Origin of the sequence: Paracoccus sp. NBH48, assembly GCF_015390265.1 — a bacterium.
Lineage (GTDB): Bacteria > Pseudomonadota > Alphaproteobacteria > Rhodobacterales > Rhodobacteraceae > Paracoccus > Paracoccus marcusii.
Genome location: NZ_VUOJ01000004.1, coordinates 478,184 through 497,427, shown reverse-complemented (window position 1 = coordinate 497,427; position 19,244 = coordinate 478,184). Strand labels below are relative to the sequence as shown.

The window sequence follows — 19,244 nt, the reverse complement described above, 5'->3', positions numbered from 1 at the left end:
CCATGAACGACCTCGTGAAGACCCCCGTCACCGTGATCACCGGCTTTCTGGGGTCGGGCAAGACGACCCTGGTGCGCCATCTGATGGCCAACCCCCAGGGGCTGCGCCTTGCGGTGATCGTGAACGAATTCGGCACGATGGGTGTCGATGGAGAGATCCTCAAGGGTTGCGCCGACGCCGCCTGCCCGGCCGAGAATATCGTCGAGCTGTCGAACGGCTGCATCTGCTGCACCGTCGCCGACGATTTCATCCCCACGCTGGAGGCGCTGATGGCGCTGCCCGCCCGCCCGGACCACATCCTGATCGAGACGTCCGGGCTGGCGCTGCCCAAGCCTCTGCTGAAGGCATTCGATTGGCCCGCGATCCGGTCGCGGATCACCGTGGACGGCGTGATCGCCCTGGCCGATGCCGAGGCCGTGGCGGCCGGTCGCTTCGCCCCCGACGTGGCGGCGGTGGACGCGCAGCGCGCCGCCGACCCTGGCCTGGACCACGAGACGCCCCTGTCCGAGGTCTTCGAGGATCAGATCGCCTGCGCCGACGTGATCCTGCTGACCAAGGCCGATCTGGCCGGGCCGGAAGGCGTCGCCGCCGCCCGCGCCGCGATCGAGGCCGAGTTGCCCCGCCCCCTGCCCATTCTGACCGTGACCGAGGGCGCGGTCGATCCGCGCCTGATCCTGGGTCTGGGCAAGGCCGCCGAGGACGACCTGGACGCCCGCCCCAGCCATCACGACGGCGCCGACGACCACGAGCATGAGGATTTCGACACCGTCGTGATCGAGCTGCCCGAGATCACCGATCCCGCCGATCTGGCGGCCCGCATCGCCCGTCTGGCCGCCGAGCAGAACGTGCTGCGCGTCAAGGGCCATGTCGCCGTCGCGGGCAAGCCCATGCGCCTTCTGGTGCAGGCCGTGGGCTCGCGGGTGCGCCATCAGTACGACCGCCCGTGGGGCCAGACCCCGCGCCGGTCGCGCCTTGTGGTGATCGCGGAGCATGACGACGTGAACCCCGACGCGATCCGCGCCGTGCTGGAGGGTGTTCCCGCCTGATGCATGTCATCTTCCGCGAACAGGTCGGGCTTGAACAGTCCGACGCCCCCTATGATCCCGGTCAGACCCCCGGCGATCTGGTGGTCCTGTCCTTTTCGGACAGCGACCTGGGGGCGTTTGCGGAAGGCTGGCGGCGCGCGGCGGGGGGGCTACCCTCGACCCGGCTCTGCAACCTGGTGGCGCTGCGGCACCCGGTTTCGGTCGACACCTATGTCGAGAACACCCTGTCGGGCGCGCGCGGCATCCTGATCCGGTTGATCGGCGGAGAGGCCTATTGGCCCTATGGCCTGGCCTCGGTCCAGGACCTGGCGCGCAGGCGCGGCATCGCGCTGGCCGTGCTGCCCGCGGACGGCCGCGACGATCCGCGGTTGGAGGAGATCTCGACCGTTCCCCCCTCGGTCCTGCGCGTGCTGCGGCGGCATTGCGACCAGGGCGGCGCGGTCGCGGCGCAGGCGGCGCTGGCGCAGATGGCCATCGCATCGGGCCTGCAGGCCGCGCCCGTGCCGGGGGTCAAGACCCTACCCGCGATGGGCTTCTACGACCCCGACCGGGGGGTGGTCGCCGACCCGGGCCCGGTCGCGGCGCTGGTCACCTTCTATCGCAGCTGGCTGGCAGCGGCGGATGTGGCGCCCATCGATGCGCTGATCCGGGCGTTGCGGGCGCGGGGCATCGTGGCGATGGGCGTCTTTGCCCCGTCGCTGAAGGCGCCGGGCCTGGGCGACTGGCTGGCCGATGCCCTGCCGGGCGGGCCTGCGCTGGTCGTGAACGCGACCGGGTTTTCCGGGGGGAATGCGGGTCCGTTCGACGGCTGGTCCTGCCCGGTGTTCCAAGTGGCCCTGTCCACCAACCGCCGCCGCGACTGGCTGGCGGCCGAACGCGGGCTGTCGCCGTCGGACCTGGCGATGAATGTCGTCCTGCCCGAGGTCGACGGACGCATCTTCGCGGGCCTCATCAGCTTCAAGGCGGTCAGCCCGCGCGATCCGGACCTGCAGTATTCGCGCTTCGTGCACCGGCCCGATGCGCCGATGCTGGCCCGGGCCGTCGACCGCATCGCCGCCTGGCACGCGATGGCGCAAGGGGCGGGTCGCGTGGCGATGGTGCTCTCCACCTATCCGGGGCGCGACTGGCAACAGGCCCATGCCGTGGGACTGGACGCGCCGGCATCCGCGCAGGCGGTGGGGGCGATGCTGGGCACGGACCTGCCCGCGCTGCCGGACGGCACCCTGGCTTGGCCGCTGGACGATTACCGCGCGGCGCTGGCCCGCCTGCCGCAGGCGCTGCAGGAGGACCTGCACGCGGCCTGGGGGCCGCCCGAGACCGATCCCGATTGCCGGGACGGCGCCTTCCACCTGCACGCCAGCCTGCACGGCCCGGTGATCCTGGCGCTGCAGCCCGAACGCAGCCACCGCGCCGGGCGCGAGGACAGCTATCATGACCTGACCCGCGTGCCGCGCCATGCCTACGTTGCCTTCTATCTGTGGCTCGCGCAGCAGGGCGCGCGGGCGCTGATCCACATGGGCGCGCATGGCACGCTGGAATGGCTGCCGGGCAAGGCGGTCGCGCTGTCGGGCGACTGCTGGCCGCAGGTGCTGCTGGGGTCGCTGCCGGTGATCTATCCCTTCATCGTCAACGATCCGGGAGAGGCCGCGCAGGCGAAACGCCGCATCGGGGCGGTGACCCTGGGCCATATGCCGCCCCCCATGCGGGACGCGGCCCTGCCCCCCGGCATGGCCGGGCTGGAACGGTCCCTGGACGAATATTCCACCGCCGACGGGCTGGACCCCGCGCGTCGCGACCGCCTGATCGCCGCAATCCGGGACGAGGCGCGCGCCCTGGGGGTCGAGGCCGATCTGGGCATCCCCCCCGACGCCAGCGCCGCCGAGGCGATCACCCGAATCGACCGCTTCGTCTGCGACATCAAGGAAAGCCAGTACGGAGAGGGGCTGCATGTCTGGGGCAGCGGCGTCTGCGGTCAGGCCGAACGCGACGGGCTGATGGCCGCGCTGGCCGGGCGGTTCGTTGCGCCGGGGCCGTCGGGTTCGCCCAATCGGGGGCGGTCGGACGTGATGCCCACCGGGCGCAACCTCTACAGCGTGGACCCGCGCGCCGTGCCCACCCCCTCGGCCCATGCGCAGGGGGTGAAGCTGGCCGAGGAGCTGCTGCGCCGCCACCTGCAGGATCACGGCGACTGGCCGCGCGGGCTGGTCGTGGACCTCTGGGGCAGCGCGACGATGCGCACCGCCGGAGAGGAGTTCGCCATGGCCCTGCATCTGGCCGGGCTGAAGCCGATCTGGGATGCCGGGTCCGGCCGGGTCTCGGGGGTCGAGGTCCTGCCGCTGGCCCTGCTGGGCCGCCCGCGCGTCGACGTGACGCTGCGCGTGTCGGGCCTCTTCCGCGATGTGTTCCCGGTGCTGGCGCAGCTGTTTCAGACCGGGGCCGCTGCCTTGGCCGCGCGGGACGAGGCGGCGGATCAGAACCCCTATGCCGGGGGCGCACGGGTCTTCGGCCCGCAGCCGGGACAATACGGGCTGGGCATGGGCACCGCGCCCACGGAATTTACCGATGCCGCGCGTCAGGCCGCGGGCGAGGCCTGGATCGCGGCCTCCAGCTGGGCCATCGGTGCGGATGGCGCCAGCCATGAGGCCCGCGACGCGCTGGAGGCGCGGCTGACCCGCGCCGACAGCTTTGTCCACGCGCAGGACCTGCCCGAGACGGATCTGCTGCTGGCCGCCGACTATGCCGCGCATGAAGGGGGCTTTGCCGCCGCCATGGCGCGGATCGGCGGCCGGGCCAGCCTGTACCATCTGGACGCCACGCAACCCGACCGCCCCGCGCCCGGACCCTGACCGAGGAGATCGCCCGCACCACCCGCTCGCGTGCCGCCGATCCGGCCTGGGCCGATGCGATGACCGCACATGGATACCGGGGCGCGGCCGAGATCGCGGCGACGCTGGACCACATGGCGGCCTTTGCCCATCTGGCGGGCGCGGTGCCCGCGCATCTGTTCGACCTTTATCATCAGGCGACCTTGGGCCGCCCCGAGATCGTGGATTTCATGGAACAGGCCAACCCCGCCGCCCTGGCCGCGATGCGCGATCTGTTCCAGCGGCTGCACGATGCCGGTCTGTGGGTCACGCGGCGAAACTCGATCATGGCGGGGCTGTCATGATCCGCGGCTGGTGCCCCGGCGCGCTGCAGCCGATGGAGTCCGGCGACGGGTGGGTGGTACGTATCCGCCCCCCCGGCGGGCGTCTTGACGCGGCCCAGGCCCAGGCCATCGCCGATGCCGCCCAGACCCATGGCAACGGCGTGATCGAACTGACCGGCCGCGCCAACCTGCAGCTGCGCGGGGTCAGGCCCGCGACCCATGCGCCGCTGATCGCGGCGCTGCGCCCGCACGGCCTGATCGACCCCGACATCGCCACCGAGACGCGCCGCAACATCCTGGTCACGCCCTTCGCGGATGCCGTGGCCGATGCGCTGGCCGCCGATCTGGCGGCGGCGCTGGCGGCCAGCGACCTGGCCCTGCCCGCCAAGTTCGGTTTTGCGGTCGATACCGGTCCCGCGCCGGTGCTGACCCGAGACCCCGCCGATATCCGCATCGAGGCAGGCCCGACGCTCCGCGCCGACGGCATGGACCGCGCCGCACCCTATCACGGGCCGCAGGACGCGCTGGCACTGGCCGGCTGGTTCCTGGACCGGGGCGGCGCGCCCGACGGGCGGGGCCGCATGGCCGCATTGACCGCGCGGGTGCAGCCCCCCGGCGCCACCCTGCCCGCCCCCCGGCCCGCCGCGCCGCCGCAGCCGGGGCCGCATCCGCAAGGCCTGCTGATCGCGCTGGAATTCGGCCAGATCGCCCCCGATACGCTGCGTCGCCTTGGGCGCCTGGCACTGCTGCGCCTGACGCCGTGGCGGATGCTGCTGGTCGAGGGGGTCCGCCACCTTCCCGCGCTGGAAGGGCTGATCCTGGACCCCCGCGATCCGCGCAACCGTCTGCGCGCCTGTCCCGGCGCGCCCGCCTGCCCGCAGGGACAGGCCGCGACGCGCCCCCTGGCGCGGGCGCTGGCGCCGCTGATCCCGCCGGATGCCGTGCTGCATGTCAGCGGCTGCGCCAAGGGCTGCGGCTGGCCGCGCGCCGCCGACCTCACGCTGACCGCGACGCCCGAGGGGTTCGACCTGATCCGCCATGGCCGCGCCCATGACCCCGCCGCCCTGCGCGGCCTGCACCCCGATCAACTGCCGAAGGTTCTGTGATGCCCCATGACTACGAAAGGGACGGCGCCGCCATCTATCGCCAGTCCTTCGCCACCATCCGGGCCGAGGCCGATCTGGTGCGTTTCGACGCGGATGAGGAACCCGTCGTCGTCCGCATGATCCATGCAGCGGGCCTGGTGGGGCTGGAACGCGACGTGGCCTTCACCCCCGGCATGGCGACCGCCGCCCGCGCGGCGCTGGCCGCCGGTGCGCCAATCCTCTGCGACGCGCATATGGTCAGCGAGGGCGTCACCCGCGCCCGCCTGCCTGCGGACAACGCGGTGATCTGCACCCTGCGCGACCCGCGTGTGCCGGACATGGCGCGCGACCTGGGCAACACCCGCAGCGCCGCCGCGCTGGAGCTGTGGCGGCCGCATCTGGCGGGCGCGGTCGTGGCCATCGGCAATGCGCCCACCGCGCTGTTTCACCTGCTGAACATGCTGGAGGACCCCGCCTGCCCCCGCCCCGCCGCGATCATCGGCTGCCCCGTGGGCTTCGTCGGCGCGGCGGAGTCGAAGGACGCGCTGATGGCCGCGCCGCCCGCACCGTCTGTCGTGGTGCGCGGCAGGCTGGGCGGGTCGGCCATCACCGTCGCCGCGATCAACGCGCTGGCCAGCCGGAGGGAATGATGGGACGCATCATCTGCGCAGGTCTGGGGCCGGGTGATCCAGACCTGATCTCGGTCCGGGCCGACCGGGCGGTGCGCGCCGCGCGCCACGTCGCCTATTTCCGCAAACCCGGCCGCCCCGGTCAGGCGCGGCGCATCGTGCAGGGGATGCTGGCCCCGGATGCGGTCGAATATCCGATGGAATACCCGGTCACGACCGAGATCCCCTTCGATCATCCCGATTACAACGACGCGCTGGCGGGGTTCTATGATCTCTGGGCCGCGCGTCTGGCGCAGCTGGCCCAGACCGAGGATGTGGTGGTCCTGTGCGAGGGCGATCCGTTCCTCTACGGCAGCTTCATGCATCTGCAGGTGCGGCTGACCGGACTGGCCCAGGTTGAGGTGATCCCCGGCATTCCCGGCATGGTCGGCTGCTGGAACGCGGTGGGTCAGCCCATGACCTGGGGCGACGACGTGCTGACCGTGCTGATGGGCACCCTGCCCGAGGCGGACCTGATCCGCCACATGCAAGGCAGCGACGCGCTGGTGGTGATGAAGACGGGCCGCAACCTGCCCAAGCTGCGCCGCGCGCTGGCGGCGTCCGGACGTCTGGCCGACGCTTGGCTGATCGAACGCGGCACCATGCCCGGCCAGCGCATCGTGGCGCTGCGCGAGGTGGCCGATGACGACTGCCCCTATTTCGCGATCCTGCTGGTCCATGGCCATGGACGGCGCCCCATGGCGCGGGTGGCGGAATGAGCGGCTGGATCACCGTCGCGGGGCTGGGGCCGGGGTCGGACGCCATGGTGACCCCCGAGGTCGCCGCCGCGCTGGACCAGGCGACCGACGTGATCGGCTACATCCCCTATGTCGCGCGGGTGGCGGCGCGGCCCGGCCTGACGCTGCATGCCAGCGACAACCGGGTGGAGCTGGACCGCGCCCGCCACGCGCTGTCGCTTGCCGAAGGCGGTGCGCGGGTGGTGATCGTGTCGTCCGGCGATCCGGGCGTCTTCGCCATGGCCTCCGCCCTGTTCGAGGCGCTGGAGGGCGCGGGCACCGACCCCGACATCCGCATCCTGCCCGGCATCACCGCAATGCTGGCGGCGGCGGCGCGGGCCGGCGCGCCTTTGGGCCATGATTTCTGCGCCATCAACCTGTCGGACAACCTCAAGCCCATGGCGCTGATCGAACACCGTCTGCGCCATGCTGCGCGGGGCGATTTCGCGATGGCCTTCTACAACCCGCGCTCGGCCAGCCGCCCCGCAGGCTTCGCCCGCGTGCTGGAGGTGCTGCACGAGGAATGCGAACCCGAACGCCTGATGATCTTTGCCCGCGCCGTCACCACGCCGGACGAGGCGCTGCGCGTGGTCACGCTGGCCGAGGCCACGCCCGACATGGCCGACATGCGCACCGTCGTGCTGGTCGGCAACCGCGCCACACGGCGCGTGGGCCGGTGGGTCTATACCCCGCGGGGGGCGGTCTGATGCAGCCAGTCCAGCGCCTGTTCCGGTGTGGCGACCTGCGGCCGGTCCGGCGCGGCCGGTCGGTCGATCAACACGACCCGCACGCCCAGATCACGCGCCGCGTCCAACTTTGCGCTGGCCCCCGCACCGCCGCTGTTCTTGGCGACCAGATGGGTGATGCCATGCGCCTGCATCAGCGCCCGGTCGCCCGCGACCGTGAAGGGGCCGCGGGCCAGCACCACCTGCGCGCCGGGCAAGGGGGGCGCATCGGGCGCATCGACCAGCCGCAACAGCCAGCGATGCGGCAGGGCGGCAAAGGGCGCCAAGGTCTGCTTGCCGATGGCCAGAAAGACGCCGGTCGGCGCGCAAGGCAGCGCCGCGACCGCGCCCGCGATGTCGGGGACGCGCTGCCAACCGGGATCGACCGGCCAAGGCGGGCGGCGCAGCATCAGCATCGGCACCCCCGCCGCGCGGCAGGCGGCATCCGCGTTGCGGCTGATCTGGGCTGCGAAGGGATGGGTCGCATCGACCACCGCGCCGATGTCGTGATCACGCAGGTATCGCGCCATCCCCTCGGCCCCACCGAAGCCGCCGATCCGGGTGGGCAGGGGCTGGGCGATGGGCGCCTCCGTCCGTCCGGCATAGGAGAAGACCGCCGCGACACCGGCGCGGGCCAGCAGGGCGGCCAGGCGGCTGGCCTCACTTGTGCCGCCCAGCAGCAGGATGCGTCGCATGTCTGACCCTTGGCTGACGATCATCGGGATCACCGAAGATGGACCGGACGGCCTGCCCGGCGCAAGCCTGCGCGCGCTGGAGGCGGCCGAGGTCATCTTTGGCGGCCCGCGCCACCTGGCGCTGGCGGGGGTGGGCGCGCGGGGGCGGGCCTGGCCGGTGCCCTTCGACCTGGCGCCGCTTCTGGCGCTGCGGGGGCGGCGGGTGGCGGCGCTGGTCTCGGGCGATCCCTTCTGGTGCGGCGCGGGGGGCAGCATCGCCGCCGTGCTGGAGCCCCACGAATGGCACGCCCTGCCCGCGCCGGGGGTGCTGTCTCTGGCCACCGCGCGCCTTGGCTGGCGGCTGGAGGAGGTGGTGACCCTGGGCCTGCATGCTGCGCCCTTCGCGCGGCTGCGCCCGCATCTGGCGCGCGGTTGCCAAATCATCGCGACGCTGCGCGATGGCGACGCGCCCGCCGCGCTGGCCGATTGGCTGGTCGCCGCAGGCGCGGGAGCGGCGCGGCTGACGGTGCTGGAGCGTCTTGGCGGGCCGTCTGAACGGGTGCGCACCACCCGCGCCGATGGGTTCGCGCTGACCTGCGCCGCACCGGTGGCGGTGGCCATCGACGGGGCGGACCTGCCTCGCGGCTTCGGCCTGCCCGCGGTGCCGGGCCGGGCTGATGCGCTGTTCACCCATGACGGGCAGATCACCAAATCGCCCATCCGCGCGCTGACGCTGGCCGCGCTGGCCCCGCGCCCGGGAGAGGTTCTGTGGGACATTGGCGGCGGCTCGGGCTCGGTCGCAGTGGAATGGGCTCTGGCCGGGGGCCGCGCCGTGACGGTCGAGCCGCGCGCGGATCGCATCGCCACCATCCGCGCCAATCTGGACGCCTTCGGTCTGGGCGGGCGGGTCACGGTGATCGAAGGGTCGGCCCCCGAGGCGCTGCCGCCCGGCACCCCCGATGCGGTCTTTGTCGGCGGCGGCGCGTCGCAGGCGCTGCTGGAGGCGCTGTGGGCCCGCCTGCCCTCCGGCGCGCGACTGGTCGCCAATGCCGTGACGCTGGAGACGGAGTCGCTGCTGACCCGCTGCCACGCGGATCACGGCGGTCGCCTGCTGCGCATCGACATCGCCGAGGCCACCCCCTTGGGGGGGATGCGCGGCTGGACCCCCGCCCGCCCGATCGTGCAATGGAGCGTCACATGCGCATCGCCGGAATAGGCTGCCGCCCCGGCACGCCCCTGCCCGCCCTGCTGGCCGCGCTGGAGGCCGCGGGCGGTGCCGACGCGCTGGCCACCATCCCGGAACGCGCGACCGAACTGCGCCCGCTGGCCCATACGCGCGACCTGCCGCTGCATCTGGTCGCCGTGGCGGGCATCGCCACGCCCACGCAATCGCCCCGAATCCTGGCCGCCTTCGGCACCGGATCGGTGGCCGAGGCCGCCGTCATTGGGGCGGGCGGCCGCCTGACCCATCCGCGCAGGACCTTCGGTCCCGTCACCATCGCCATCGCAGAGGTTCCATGACCGTCCATTTCATCGGCGCAGGCCCCGGCGCGCCCGACCTGATCACGCTCCGCGGCCGCGACCTGATCGCGGCCTGCCCGGTCTGCCTCTATGCCGGGTCGCTGGTGCCTGCCGCGCTGCTCTCCCATTGCCCGCCCGGTGCGCGGATCGTGAACACCGCGCCCCTGTCGCTGGACCAAATCATGGAGGAGATCGCCACCGCCCATGCCGCGGGCCAGGACGTGGCGCGGCTGCATTCGGGCGATCTGTCGGTCTGGTCCGCGATGGGCGAACAGATCCGCCGCCTGCGGGCGCTGGACATCCCCTTCGACGTGACGCCCGGCGTGCCGTCATTCGCCGCCGCCGCCGCCGCGCTGCAGGCCGAGCTGACCCTGCCGGGCCTGGCGCAATCCGTGGTGCTGACCCGCACGCCGGGCCGCGCCTCGACCATGCCCGCGGGCGAGACGCTGGCGGCCTTTGCCGCGACCGGGGCGACGCTGGCGATCCACCTGTCGATCCACGCGCTGGACCGGGTGGTGGCCGATCTGACCCCGCATTATGGGCCGGACTGCCCGGTGGCGGTGGTCTGGCGGGCCAGTTGGCCGGAGCAGCGGGTGATCCGCGCGACGCTGGCCACCGTGGACGCGCAGGGCATCGACCGCACCGCGCTGATCCTGGTCGGGCCCGCGCTGGCGGGCGAGGGGTTCGAGGACAGCCGTCTTTACGCCGCGGATTACGACCGCCGCTATCGGCCCGTGGGTGACGCGCCGAGGTTTCCGGAATGACGCGCCCCTTGACCCCGGGCCTGATGATCTCGGCCCCCGCATCCGGGACCGGCAAGACGATGCTGATGCTGGGCCTGCTGACCGCGCTGCGCAGGCGCGGGCTGGTGGTGCAGCCCTTCAAGTCGGGGCCCGACTACATCGATCCGGGGTTCCACCTGGCGGCCTCGGGGCGGGCCAGCTTCAACCTGGATGCCTGGGCGATGGAGCCGGGGCGGCTGATCGCCCATGCGACCGGCCAGCCGAACGCTGATCTGGTCCTGGCCGAGGGGTCGATGGGCCTGTTCGACGGGGTCGCGACGAAGGGGGAAACCGGCATCGGCTCCAGCGCCGAGATCGCCCAGATGATGGGCTGGCCGGTGGTGCTGATCCTGGATGTCAGCGGGCAGGCGCAATCGGCGGCGGCGACGGCGCGGGGCTTTGCCACGCTGCGCCCGGATCTGCCCTTTGCGGGGGTGGTGCTGAACCGCGTGGCCTCGCCGCGCCATGACCGGCTGATCCGCGAGGGGATGGATCAGGCGGGCATCCGCGTCCTGGGCAGCCTGCCGCGTCAGGGCACCATCACCCTACCCGAGCGTCATCTGGGCCTGATCCAGGCCGAGGAGACGGCGGGCCTGCAAGCCATCCTGGACCATGCGGGCGATTTCATCGCGGCGCATTGCGACCTGGAGGCGATCATCGCCGCCGCCGCCCATCGCGCCCTGCCCGAGGCCCCCCGCGCCGCGTCCGCTGACGCCGCCCGGCGGGCGGATCGCGCTGGCCCGCGACGCGGCCTTCAGCTTCGTCTATCCGCATGTGCTGGAGGCGTGGCGGCGCGCGGGGGCCACGATCCTGCCGTTCTCGCCACTGGCGGATCAGGGGCCGGATGACAGCGCCGATTGCTGCTGGCTGCCGGGGGGCTACCCGGAGCTGCACGCGCCCCGGCTGGCCGCCTGCGACGGGTTCCGCGCGGCCATGCACCGCTTTGCGGGCACGCGGCCGGTGCATGGAGAATGCGGGGGATACATGGCGCTTGGGGCAGGCCTGGTGGATGCCGATGGAAAACGACACCAGATGTTGGGGCTGCTGGGGTTGGAGACCAGCTATGCTAAACGCCGGATGCATCTGGGGTACCGCCGCGCCGATCCGCTGACCGCCCTGCCGGGACTGGGTCGCACGGCGCTGCGGGGGCATGAATTCCACTATGCCTCGATCCTGTCCCAGCCCGATGCGCCCCTGGCGCGCGTGACCGACGCGACCGGCGCCGCGGTGGAGGAAACCGGCAGTCACCGGACGATGTCCGGGAGCGGGCATGTGTCCGGCACGTTCTTTCACCTGATCGCCCCGGCCGCGACTTGACGCAGGCCCTGCGATCCCGTCTATCTGACCGTCTGAATGGTGCCCGTCAGGCGTGAAACGCCGGGCTTCATCGGGAACGGGGAAGGGTGGACCCAATCGCGGCACCCGAAGCCCCGGCCGCCCCCGCGACTGTATGCGGAGAGCGCGCGTCACCCATGCCACTGGAGCGATCCGGGAAGGCCGACGCCGCGCCCGGACCCGCAAGCCAGGAAACCGGCCATGTCAGGCAACCCCATGCCGTCGGGTGGACGGCCACAGGAGGATGACATGCATATCGAAGAGGGCGTCGTCACCGGCGCCAAGCTGATACTGGGCTATGCCACGGCCGCCACGGCCGGGCTTTACGCGCTGAGGCTGGCGGCCCAGGCCCTGCGCGCGCAGGGCGGGGCGTCGCTGGCGGCGCGCGGGGCGCTGGCGACGGCCGCGACCTTCGTGTTCTTCCAGGTCCTGCCCACCGCGCCCGTAGGCGTGTCCGAGGTGCACCTGATCCTGGGATCGACGCTGTTCCTGATCCTGGGCGCGGCGCCGGCGGCGATCGGGCTGGCCCTGGGCCTGCTGATCCAGGGACTGTTCTTCGCGCCGTTCGATCTGCCGCAATACGGGATGAACGTGACCACGCTGCTGGTGCCGCTGTTCGTGGTCGCGGCGGTGGCGCGGCGGGTGATTGCGCCGGACACCGCCTATGTGGACCTGCGCTATGGCCAGGCGCTGGCGCTGTCGGCGGCCTATCAGGGGGGCATCGTGGCCTGGGTCGCGTTCTGGGCGTTCTATGGTCAGGGCGCCGGTGCGACGGCGGGGGTCCTGTCCTTCGGCGCGGCCTATCTGCTGGTCATCGTGGTCGAGCCGCTGGTCGATCTGGCCGTGCTGGCGGGCGCCAAGGCGGCGCGCGGCCTGCGCGGCAGCGGGCTGGTGACGCCACGGCTCTACGCATGATCGATCTGGTGCTGATCGGGGCCGGCACGGGCCATCCCGACCACCTGACCCTGCAGGGCGTCCGCGCCCTGCAGGAGGCCGATCTGGTCCTGATCCCCCGCAAGGGCGCCGGGAAGGAGGATCTGGCCCATCTGCGCCGCGCGATGGTGGACCGCCACCGCCCCGGCGGCGCCGTGGCCGAGATCGACCTGCCGGTGCGCGATGCAAACCGGCCCTATCTGGAGGCCGTCGACCGATGGCATGATGCCATCGCGCAAGTCTGGGCGGGGGCCGTCGCGGCGGCGCTGCCGCAGGGCGGGGCGGTGGCGATGCTGGTCTGGGGCGACCCGTCGCTCTATGACAGCAGCCTGCGCATTGCCGCGCGTCTGGACTGGCGCGCACGGGTGATCCCGGGAATCACCGCGATCCAGGCCCTGTGCGCTGCCCATGCCATTCCACTGAACGCCCTGGGATCCGAGGTGCGGATCACCACCGGACGGCGGCTTCGCGACAAGGGCTTTCCCAATGACGTCGACCGGGTCGTGGTGATGCTGGACGGCACCTGCGCCTTTGCGACGCTGCCCCCTCAGGGCCTGCAGATCTGGTGGGGCGCCTACCTGGGCATGCCCGAACAACTGCTGGAGGCGGGCCCCTTGACCGAGGCCGGACCACGGATCGAGGCGGCACGCGCCGCCGCCCGGGCGGCGCATGGCTGGATCATGGATTGCTATCTGCTGGCCCGCGACGATGCAGCGTGACCGGCCCGCGGGACGTCAGGATGTCAGGCGGGTCGCGTCGTTGATCGTGCAGTCCCATGTCAGCCCGCCGTTCCGACCGGATGCGGGAAGCCCATGCCCCTCCAGCCACTTGACCTGACCGTCAGGCAGGCGGATGCGCCAGCGATGGTGCCAGGGGATCATCCCGGCGGCAGAGTTTCCGAACGATGCGCGGGCCAGCGGGTAATCCTCGACCATGCAGAAGGCGAAGACATCGCCGAACCGCGCCATGTATTCGGCGGCCGGGATGCCCCAGATTTGCTCCGTCTCCGCAGTCGCGGCGTCGATCGTCTCGGTCCCGTCGGGGGCGTGGTGATAGGTCAGGACCGCGCTGGTCGGCTGTGGCAGGGCCGAGGCGCCGCCCGGTTCCTGACCGATGGCGGTCCGCATCCGTTCGGACAGGACCATCGTCTTGATCTGGGTCGAGACACCTTCCGCAAAGGCCTGCAGCACCTCGACATTGGCCGACGTCCAGTCCCGCGGCCTGCTTTCGGCCACGCAGAGGGCGGCGATGGCCCTCCCCGTCTCGTCCTTGACCGGCACGCCCAGATAGGCGACCACGCCGAACCTGCCGATGGCAAGATGCCCGCTGAACCGCGGATCGATCCGGGCATCCGCGATGACCAGCGGCGCGGAATTCGCGACGACGATCCGGCAGAAGGAATAGGCAAGCGACGTGACGCGATCCTCGTCCGCGGTCAGCATCAGGCCCGCCTCGGCCTTGAAGAACTGGCGGTCGTTCGCCTCGTCGATGATCGTCAGCAGGCTGGCCTGGCATGAGAAGATTCGCCGCGCCTGCTCGACGACGCGGTCGAAGACGGGCGTCCGCGTCGGACGCAGCACGCCGTTTTCGTAAAGACGGATCAGGCCCGAATCAGTTGGCGGAACGTCCATGCCGGACATGTCCCGTCGCGGGGTGCCATCTGCGGCGGCGGACCCGGCGCCAGGGTCACCCGCACGTTTCCAGTTCAAGGTCATGACCGAATTCTTTCGATACCCGGACTGAGACGGCAATGACCGCCGCGGCCAGGGGTAAGGCATGGGTCCGCAGGACGATCCGCGGATATGGGGAATTTGCGCAAAATCAAGGTTACACACTGGAAGGTTTAGTTTGACACGAAATCACTGTGCCCGATACTTCTTAATACACCTTTAAGATGTGCTTTTTGCTTAGTCTGCAAAACTTCGGATCGGCGTTCTCGAATTTTGGAGCATATGAACCATCATGACACAGGAAATTTTTCCGACGATCTTGGCCGTGATCGCCTTTTCGGCGACGGCGCCCCTGGCGCAGACGGTGACGACGGACAGCTTCGACGTCCGGATCACCATCGTCGCCGAATGCGAGATCACCTCGACCGAGACGCTGGATTTCGGGACCCAGGGCGTGCTTGGCACGGATGTCGATGCCACGGCCACGATGGAGGTCACCTGCACCGACACCACCCCCTATGACATCGGCCTGAACGAAGGGCTGGGCGCAGGGGCCACGACCAGCGTACGCCAGATGACATCGGGCGGAGAGACGATCGCCTATGCCCTGTTCCAGGATGCCGGGCGGGTGACGAACTGGGGCAATGCCGTGGGCGCGGACACCCAGCCGGCGACGGGGACGGGCGACGCGCAATCCTTCACGGTCTTCGGCCGGGTCCTGGCACAGGCGACGCCTGCCCCCGGAACCTATACCGATACCGTCACGGTGACCGTCACTTACTGAAAGGCCAGACCATGCGTGGATTTCTTGCAGGCGGCCTTCTGGCCGTGTCGATGTCGCTTGGCCTGGCGGTGGGGGCCACGGCGCAGGGGTTGAGGGTCTCTCCGGTGCTGCTGGAGGTTCCGGCGCCCGGGGCGGCGACCACCCTGACCCTGCGCAACGACGGCAGCCGGCCGATCACCGTCCAGTCGCGCGTCTTCCGCTGGCTGCAGCCCGGCGCCCAGGACAGCCTGGAACGCAGCGCGGATGTCGTGGTCAGCCCGCCCGCGATCCAGCTTGCGCCCGGTGCGACGCAGACGATCCGCGTCGTCCGCGTCGCGCGCACCCCGGTCAGCGGAGAAGAGGCCTATCGCGTCGTCCTGAACGAGATCCCCGACCAGTCGCGCAGACAGGCGGGCGCCGTGGCCTTTGCCACCGAACTGCGCATCCCGGTGTTCTTTGCCGATGCCGGGGTACGATCCGCCGATGTCCGCTGGTCGCTGCGCCGATCGGGGGGCGCGACCCATCTGGTGGCCCAGAACACCGGCGACAGCCGCCTGCGCATCGCCGACGTCACACTGAGCGCGCCGAATGGCGCCACGGTGCGCCATCCCGGCCTGCTGGGATACGTGCTGGGCGGATCGTCGATGGAATGGCCGATCGTGCCGGCGGGGCAGTTGGGCGGTTCGGCGCGGCTGTCGGCCGCGACGAACATGGGGGCGCTGGACGTCGATGTCCCCATGCGCTGAGCGCATCGGCCGAGGGTGGCTGGCCATGACCGTCCTTGCGTCGCTGTGCTGCGGACCGGCGGGGGCCCAGGACATCCCGCCACCCGAGGCGGGGCAGGACCTGTACCTGGAGGTGTTCGTGAACGGCCAGCCCAGGAACCTGATCGCCCGCTTCACCGACGTGGGCGACGGCGTCCTCAGCGCGGATGCCGAGGACCTGCGCACCAGCGGCATCCTGGCCGGTGATGCCGTGACCGGAGAGGTCAGGCTGGACCAGATCCCCGGCCTTGGCTGGCGCCTGGTCGCGCCCGACCAGACGATCCGCTTCATCGTCCCGCCCGACATCGCAGCGCCCCACGAACTTGACGCCGGTACCCCGGCAGAGGACACCCCGCCCGGCGAAGATGCCGGACCCGCGGTCGATCAGGGCTATGGCGTGGTGCTGAACTATGGGCTGAACGTCGAGACCTGGCGCGGCGATGCGGGAGCCGGCGGCCAGCTGGTCTCGGGCAGCGTCGACGGGCGGCTGTTCATGCCCCTGGGGGTGCTGAACCACGCATTCGTCGTCGCGCCGGACGGGGACGGATCGCACCGGTACCGGCGGCTGGAGACGAGCTGGCGCAGTTCGTTCCCCGGGCGCGCGATGCAGGTCCAGGTCGGGGACATCGCGTCACGCGGTCCCTCCTGGGCCAGGCCGGTCCGCATGGGCGGCGCGATGGTCGAGCGCAATTTCGGCCTGCAGCCCGATCTGATCACGATCCCGCTGGCCGGGTTCGAGGGCAGCGCCGCCCTGCCCTCGACGGTCGAGGTCTTCTCGGATTCGATCAGGGCCTATTCCGCCGAGGTGCCCGCCGGCCCGTTCAGCATCCGCGACCTGCCCTTGAGCGGGGGGTCGGGGGTGGCGCACGTCGTCGTGCGCGACGTGACGGGCCGCGAGACGCAGGTCGATCTGCCCTTCCTGATGTCGGACCTGCTGCTGAAACCGGGGCTTGCCGATTTCGCGCTGTCCGTGGGGCGGCCCAGGCTGGGCATCGGCACGCCAGGCGATCGCTATGGCGACGACATCTTCGGCGTGGGCACGCTGCGCTATGGCATGACCGACGCGCTGACCCTGTCGGCCCATGCCGAAGGGGGGCGCGGCCTGCAGATGGCGGGGGCGGGGGCGGTGGTCCGGATCGGCCATCTGGGCACGGCCAGCCTTGGCCTGGCCGGCAGCCGGTCCGACAGGGGCAGCGGCGCGCTGCTGGATCTGTCGACCAGCCTGTCGATCGGCTCTGCCGCCCTGTCAGGCCGCCTGATGCGGACCCAAGGGCGGTTCGATGACGTCGCCGCCGTGTCGGCCACCCCACGGGGCGCGCGCACCGACCGATACGATTTTCCCCGCCAGATCGCCCAGGTTAGCCTGGCGATGCCGCTGGACAGCCGGATCGGCAGCGGCGCCAGCCTGTTTCTTTCCGACATCCGTGCGCCCGGCCCGGTCGCACGCGAAACCGCCCTGGGCCTGTCCTTCAGCCGGAGGCTGTGGGGCGACAGCAGCGTGACGCTGAGCGCGACATCGCTGCGCGGATCGCGGCGCGACACGACCGCGGGGGTCCAGCTGCAGATCCCCCTGGGAACCCGGCACTATGCCGGGATGCAGTCCGAACGCCGCCAGGGCGGATGGCGTCACTATGCGCAGATCAGCGGTCAAAGCGCGGGCGACATCCCGCGCTGGAACTGGCGGGTGCAGGCGGACCAGGGGGACGGGCGCTCGATCCGGGCCGATGCGGGATACGAGAACCAGCTGGGTCGGGTCGAGGTCGCGGCGCGCAGCCAGTCGGGCGCCCAGGCCGTGGGCCTGCGGGTCGACGGTGCCATCGTCGCGTCGGGCGGTGGCGTCTTTCTGTCGCGCCCGGTCCAGGACGCCTTTGCCGTCGTCGATGCCGGCGCCCCCGGGGTCGAGGTCAGCGCCGAGAACCGCACCGTCGGCCGCACCGGGCGGTCGGGCCGCATCCTGGTCCCCGACCTGCGCGCCTACGAGGGCAACGCGATCTCCATCGACCCGCTTGGGCTGCCGCTGGATGCGGCCGCCGATGCCACGCAGCGGGTCGTCCGCCCGGCCCACCGGTCGGGGGCGACGGTCACCTTCGGCGTGCAGACCAGCACGCGCGAGGCGCTGATCGGGCTGGTCGACGGCCAGGGCCAGCCGCTGGAGGTCGGGGGACGGGTGGTGCTGAACGATGACGGCGGTGACAACCTGGTCGGATTTGACGGAGAGACGTTCCTGTCCGGCATGCAGGAGATCAACGTGATCGCGGTGTCCTATCCAGACGGGCGGCGCTGCCGCGCCGAGGTCGCCTATGTCGACGAACCCGGTGTGCTGACCCATCTGCAGAAGGTGCCATGCCTATGACCACTGCCCCCTTCCCGCGTGCTATCCTGCTGTTCCTGATCGCAGGTCTGCTGACCCTTGGGTTGGCCGCGCCGGCCCGGGCGCAAAGCTGCACCTTCTCGGCCAGCAACATCGTGCTGGGGCCCGTCGACGTCCTGGGCAGCAGCCCGACCACCGCCACGGGCAACATCGCGGTCAACTGCTCGACCTTCCTGGGGCTGCTGAATTCGATCACGGTGACGATCGAACTGGGCGACGGTTCGGCTGGCCTGTTCGGCAGCCTGCGCCGCCTTGGGGGGCCGTCGGGCAGCAGCCTGGCCTATGACCTGTACCAGAACCCGACCCACACGACGATCTTCGGAGGAAGTCAGGGAACGCATGGCGGGCAGCCCGTGGTCCTGACGGGCAGTTCGGTCCTGTCGCTGCTGACGACGACAGGCATGAACGTGCCGGTCTATGCCCGCGTCCCCGGCGCGCAGAACGCGGCCGTGCCGGGTGCTTACAGCGCGACCTTTTCGCGTCAGCCGCTGGATGTCCGCGCCACGACCGAGACGTGCCGGCCGCCGCTTCTGGGGGGATGCACCACGCGCGTCACCGGGTTCACCTTCATGGTGCAGGCCCAGGTCCGCCCGAACTGCCGCGTCGTCGCCGACGATCTGGACTTTGGCCAGCATGGCCTGCTGGACCGGCCGGTCGATGCGACCAGCCAGGTCCGCGTGACCTGCACCGCGGGAACCAGCTACAGCCTGGGGCTGGGTCACGGGTTGCAGGCGGCGGGGATCGGCGGCCGGCAGATGCGCGATCTGGCAGGCCATCGCGTGGGCTATCAGCTGTATCGCGACGCGGCCCGGACGCAGCCATGGGGGCTGATCGCGGACGGCCTGGCCACGACGGATGCGGGGACCGGGGTCTCGCGCGCCGTGACGGTCCATGGCCGCGTGCCCCCGCAGCCGACGCCCCCGCCCGGTGCCTATTCCGATACCGTCGTGGTCACGGTCACCTATTGATCTGTCCAAGGATCGGGCAGCGGCGAAAATCGGCTGATCTGGGCTGGCATGATG

General features: G+C 71.5%; 16 protein-coding genes, 2 pseudogenes and 1 riboswitch. Of the genes and pseudogenes, 16 read left to right on the top strand and 2 right to left on the bottom strand.

Annotated features, from left to right (window positions below; genetic code table 11):
- The first annotated feature begins 2 nt into the window (after nucleotides 1–2).
- From cobW to cobJ, 6 genes and pseudogenes are all read left to right on the top strand, one after another.
- Nucleotides 3–1,046 carry a cobalamin biosynthesis protein CobW gene (gene cobW / locus F1642_RS09305; RefSeq protein ID WP_194886076.1) on the top strand — a complete coding sequence of 348 codons (1,044 nt, stop codon included), beginning with the start codon at nucleotides 3–5 and terminating at the stop codon, nucleotides 1,044–1,046.
- Nucleotides 1,046–4,215, top strand: a pseudogene (gene cobN / locus F1642_RS09300) (cobaltochelatase subunit CobN). Before cobW ends, cobN begins: the two are co-directional and overlap by 1 nt.
- Nucleotides 4,212–5,300: a precorrin-3B synthase gene (gene cobG, locus F1642_RS09295; RefSeq protein WP_194886075.1), complete on the top strand. Its 1,089-nt coding sequence runs from the start codon at nucleotides 4,212–4,214 to the stop codon at nucleotides 5,298–5,300. The pseudogene cobN and the gene cobG overlap by 4 nt, the downstream one beginning before the upstream one ends.
- Nucleotides 5,300–5,929: a precorrin-8X methylmutase gene (locus F1642_RS09290; RefSeq protein ID WP_194886074.1), complete on the top strand. Its 630-nt coding sequence runs from the start codon at nucleotides 5,300–5,302 to the stop codon at nucleotides 5,927–5,929. Before cobG ends, F1642_RS09290 begins: the two co-directional genes overlap by 1 nt.
- Entirely contained in the window at nucleotides 5,929–6,666 is a 738-nt protein-coding gene (cobI, locus tag F1642_RS09285) for a precorrin-2 C(20)-methyltransferase (RefSeq protein WP_194886073.1), read from the top strand. The genes F1642_RS09290 and cobI overlap by 1 nt, the downstream gene beginning before the upstream one ends.
- Nucleotides 6,663–7,391 carry a precorrin-3B C(17)-methyltransferase gene (cobJ, locus tag F1642_RS09280; protein ID WP_194886072.1) on the top strand — a complete coding sequence of 243 codons (729 nt, stop codon included), beginning with the start codon at nucleotides 6,663–6,665 and terminating at the stop codon, nucleotides 7,389–7,391. The genes cobI and cobJ overlap by 4 nt, the downstream gene beginning before the upstream one ends.
- On the opposite strand, the gene F1642_RS09275 is transcribed toward cobJ, so the two are convergent.
- Nucleotides 7,367–8,104 carry a cobalt-precorrin-6A reductase gene (locus F1642_RS09275; RefSeq protein ID WP_194886071.1) on the bottom strand — a complete coding sequence of 246 codons (738 nt, stop codon included), beginning with the start codon at nucleotides 8,102–8,104 and terminating at the stop codon, nucleotides 7,367–7,369. The genes cobJ and F1642_RS09275 overlap by 25 nt on opposite strands.
- Here F1642_RS09275 and cbiE point away from each other — a divergent pair.
- The 6 genes and pseudogenes from cbiE (at nucleotide 8,103) to cobF (ending at nucleotide 13,373) form a co-directional block, all read left to right on the top strand.
- Nucleotides 8,103–9,299: a precorrin-6y C5,15-methyltransferase (decarboxylating) subunit CbiE gene (gene cbiE, locus F1642_RS09270; protein WP_194886070.1), complete on the top strand. Its 1,197-nt coding sequence runs from the start codon at nucleotides 8,103–8,105 to the stop codon at nucleotides 9,297–9,299. The genes F1642_RS09275 and cbiE overlap by 2 nt on opposite strands.
- Nucleotides 9,281–9,604 carry a cobalamin biosynthesis protein gene (locus tag F1642_RS09265; protein WP_255522325.1) on the top strand — a complete coding sequence of 108 codons (324 nt, stop codon included), beginning with the start codon at nucleotides 9,281–9,283 and terminating at the stop codon, nucleotides 9,602–9,604. The genes cbiE and F1642_RS09265 overlap by 19 nt, the downstream gene beginning before the upstream one ends.
- Nucleotides 9,601–10,368 carry a precorrin-4 C(11)-methyltransferase gene (gene cobM / locus F1642_RS09260; RefSeq protein ID WP_194886068.1) on the top strand — a complete coding sequence of 256 codons (768 nt, stop codon included), beginning with the start codon at nucleotides 9,601–9,603 and terminating at the stop codon, nucleotides 10,366–10,368. The genes F1642_RS09265 and cobM overlap by 4 nt, the downstream gene beginning before the upstream one ends.
- A pseudogene (locus F1642_RS09255) lies at nucleotides 10,365–11,703 on the top strand (cobyrinate a,c-diamide synthase). The gene cobM and the pseudogene F1642_RS09255 overlap by 4 nt, the downstream one beginning before the upstream one ends.
- Before the next feature lie 20 nt (nucleotides 11,704–11,723).
- Nucleotides 11,724–11,940: riboswitch (cobalamin riboswitch) on the top strand.
- Between the two features lie 30 nt (nucleotides 11,941–11,970).
- Nucleotides 11,971–12,636: an energy-coupling factor ABC transporter permease gene (locus tag F1642_RS09250; protein ID WP_194886067.1), complete on the top strand. Its 666-nt coding sequence runs from the start codon at nucleotides 11,971–11,973 to the stop codon at nucleotides 12,634–12,636.
- Nucleotides 12,633–13,373 carry a precorrin-6A synthase (deacetylating) gene (cobF, locus tag F1642_RS09245; protein ID WP_194886066.1) on the top strand — a complete coding sequence of 247 codons (741 nt, stop codon included), beginning with the start codon at nucleotides 12,633–12,635 and terminating at the stop codon, nucleotides 13,371–13,373. Before F1642_RS09250 ends, cobF begins: the two co-directional genes overlap by 4 nt.
- Before the next feature lie 15 nt (nucleotides 13,374–13,388).
- On the opposite strand, the gene F1642_RS09240 is transcribed toward cobF, so the two are convergent.
- Nucleotides 13,389–14,294 carry a GAF domain-containing protein gene (locus F1642_RS09240; protein WP_194886065.1) on the bottom strand — a complete coding sequence of 302 codons (906 nt, stop codon included), beginning with the start codon at nucleotides 14,292–14,294 and terminating at the stop codon, nucleotides 13,389–13,391.
- 322 nt (nucleotides 14,295–14,616) lie between these two features.
- Between F1642_RS09240 and F1642_RS09235 the strand changes: the two genes are divergently transcribed.
- From F1642_RS09235 to F1642_RS09220, 4 genes are read left to right on the top strand one after another with little or no spacing between them, the layout of a single operon-like run.
- The gene (locus tag F1642_RS09235; RefSeq protein WP_139597874.1) at nucleotides 14,617–15,108 is read left to right on the top strand and encodes a spore coat U domain-containing protein; all 492 of its coding nucleotides are present in this window, start codon (nucleotides 14,617–14,619) and stop codon (nucleotides 15,106–15,108) included.
- Between the two features lie 11 nt (nucleotides 15,109–15,119).
- The gene (locus F1642_RS09230) at nucleotides 15,120–15,833 is read left to right on the top strand and encodes a molecular chaperone (protein ID WP_194886064.1); all 714 of its coding nucleotides are present in this window, start codon (nucleotides 15,120–15,122) and stop codon (nucleotides 15,831–15,833) included.
- Nucleotides 15,834–15,858: 25 nt separating this feature from the next.
- The gene (locus tag F1642_RS09225) at nucleotides 15,859–18,204 is read left to right on the top strand and encodes a fimbria/pilus outer membrane usher protein (protein ID WP_194886063.1); all 2,346 of its coding nucleotides are present in this window, start codon (nucleotides 15,859–15,861) and stop codon (nucleotides 18,202–18,204) included.
- Nucleotides 18,201–19,190 (top strand): spore coat U domain-containing protein, encoded by a 990-nt coding sequence (locus F1642_RS09220; protein WP_194886062.1) that lies wholly within the window; start codon nucleotides 18,201–18,203, stop codon nucleotides 19,188–19,190. The genes F1642_RS09225 and F1642_RS09220 overlap by 4 nt, the downstream gene beginning before the upstream one ends.
- Nucleotides 19,191–19,244 lie beyond the last annotated feature (54 nt).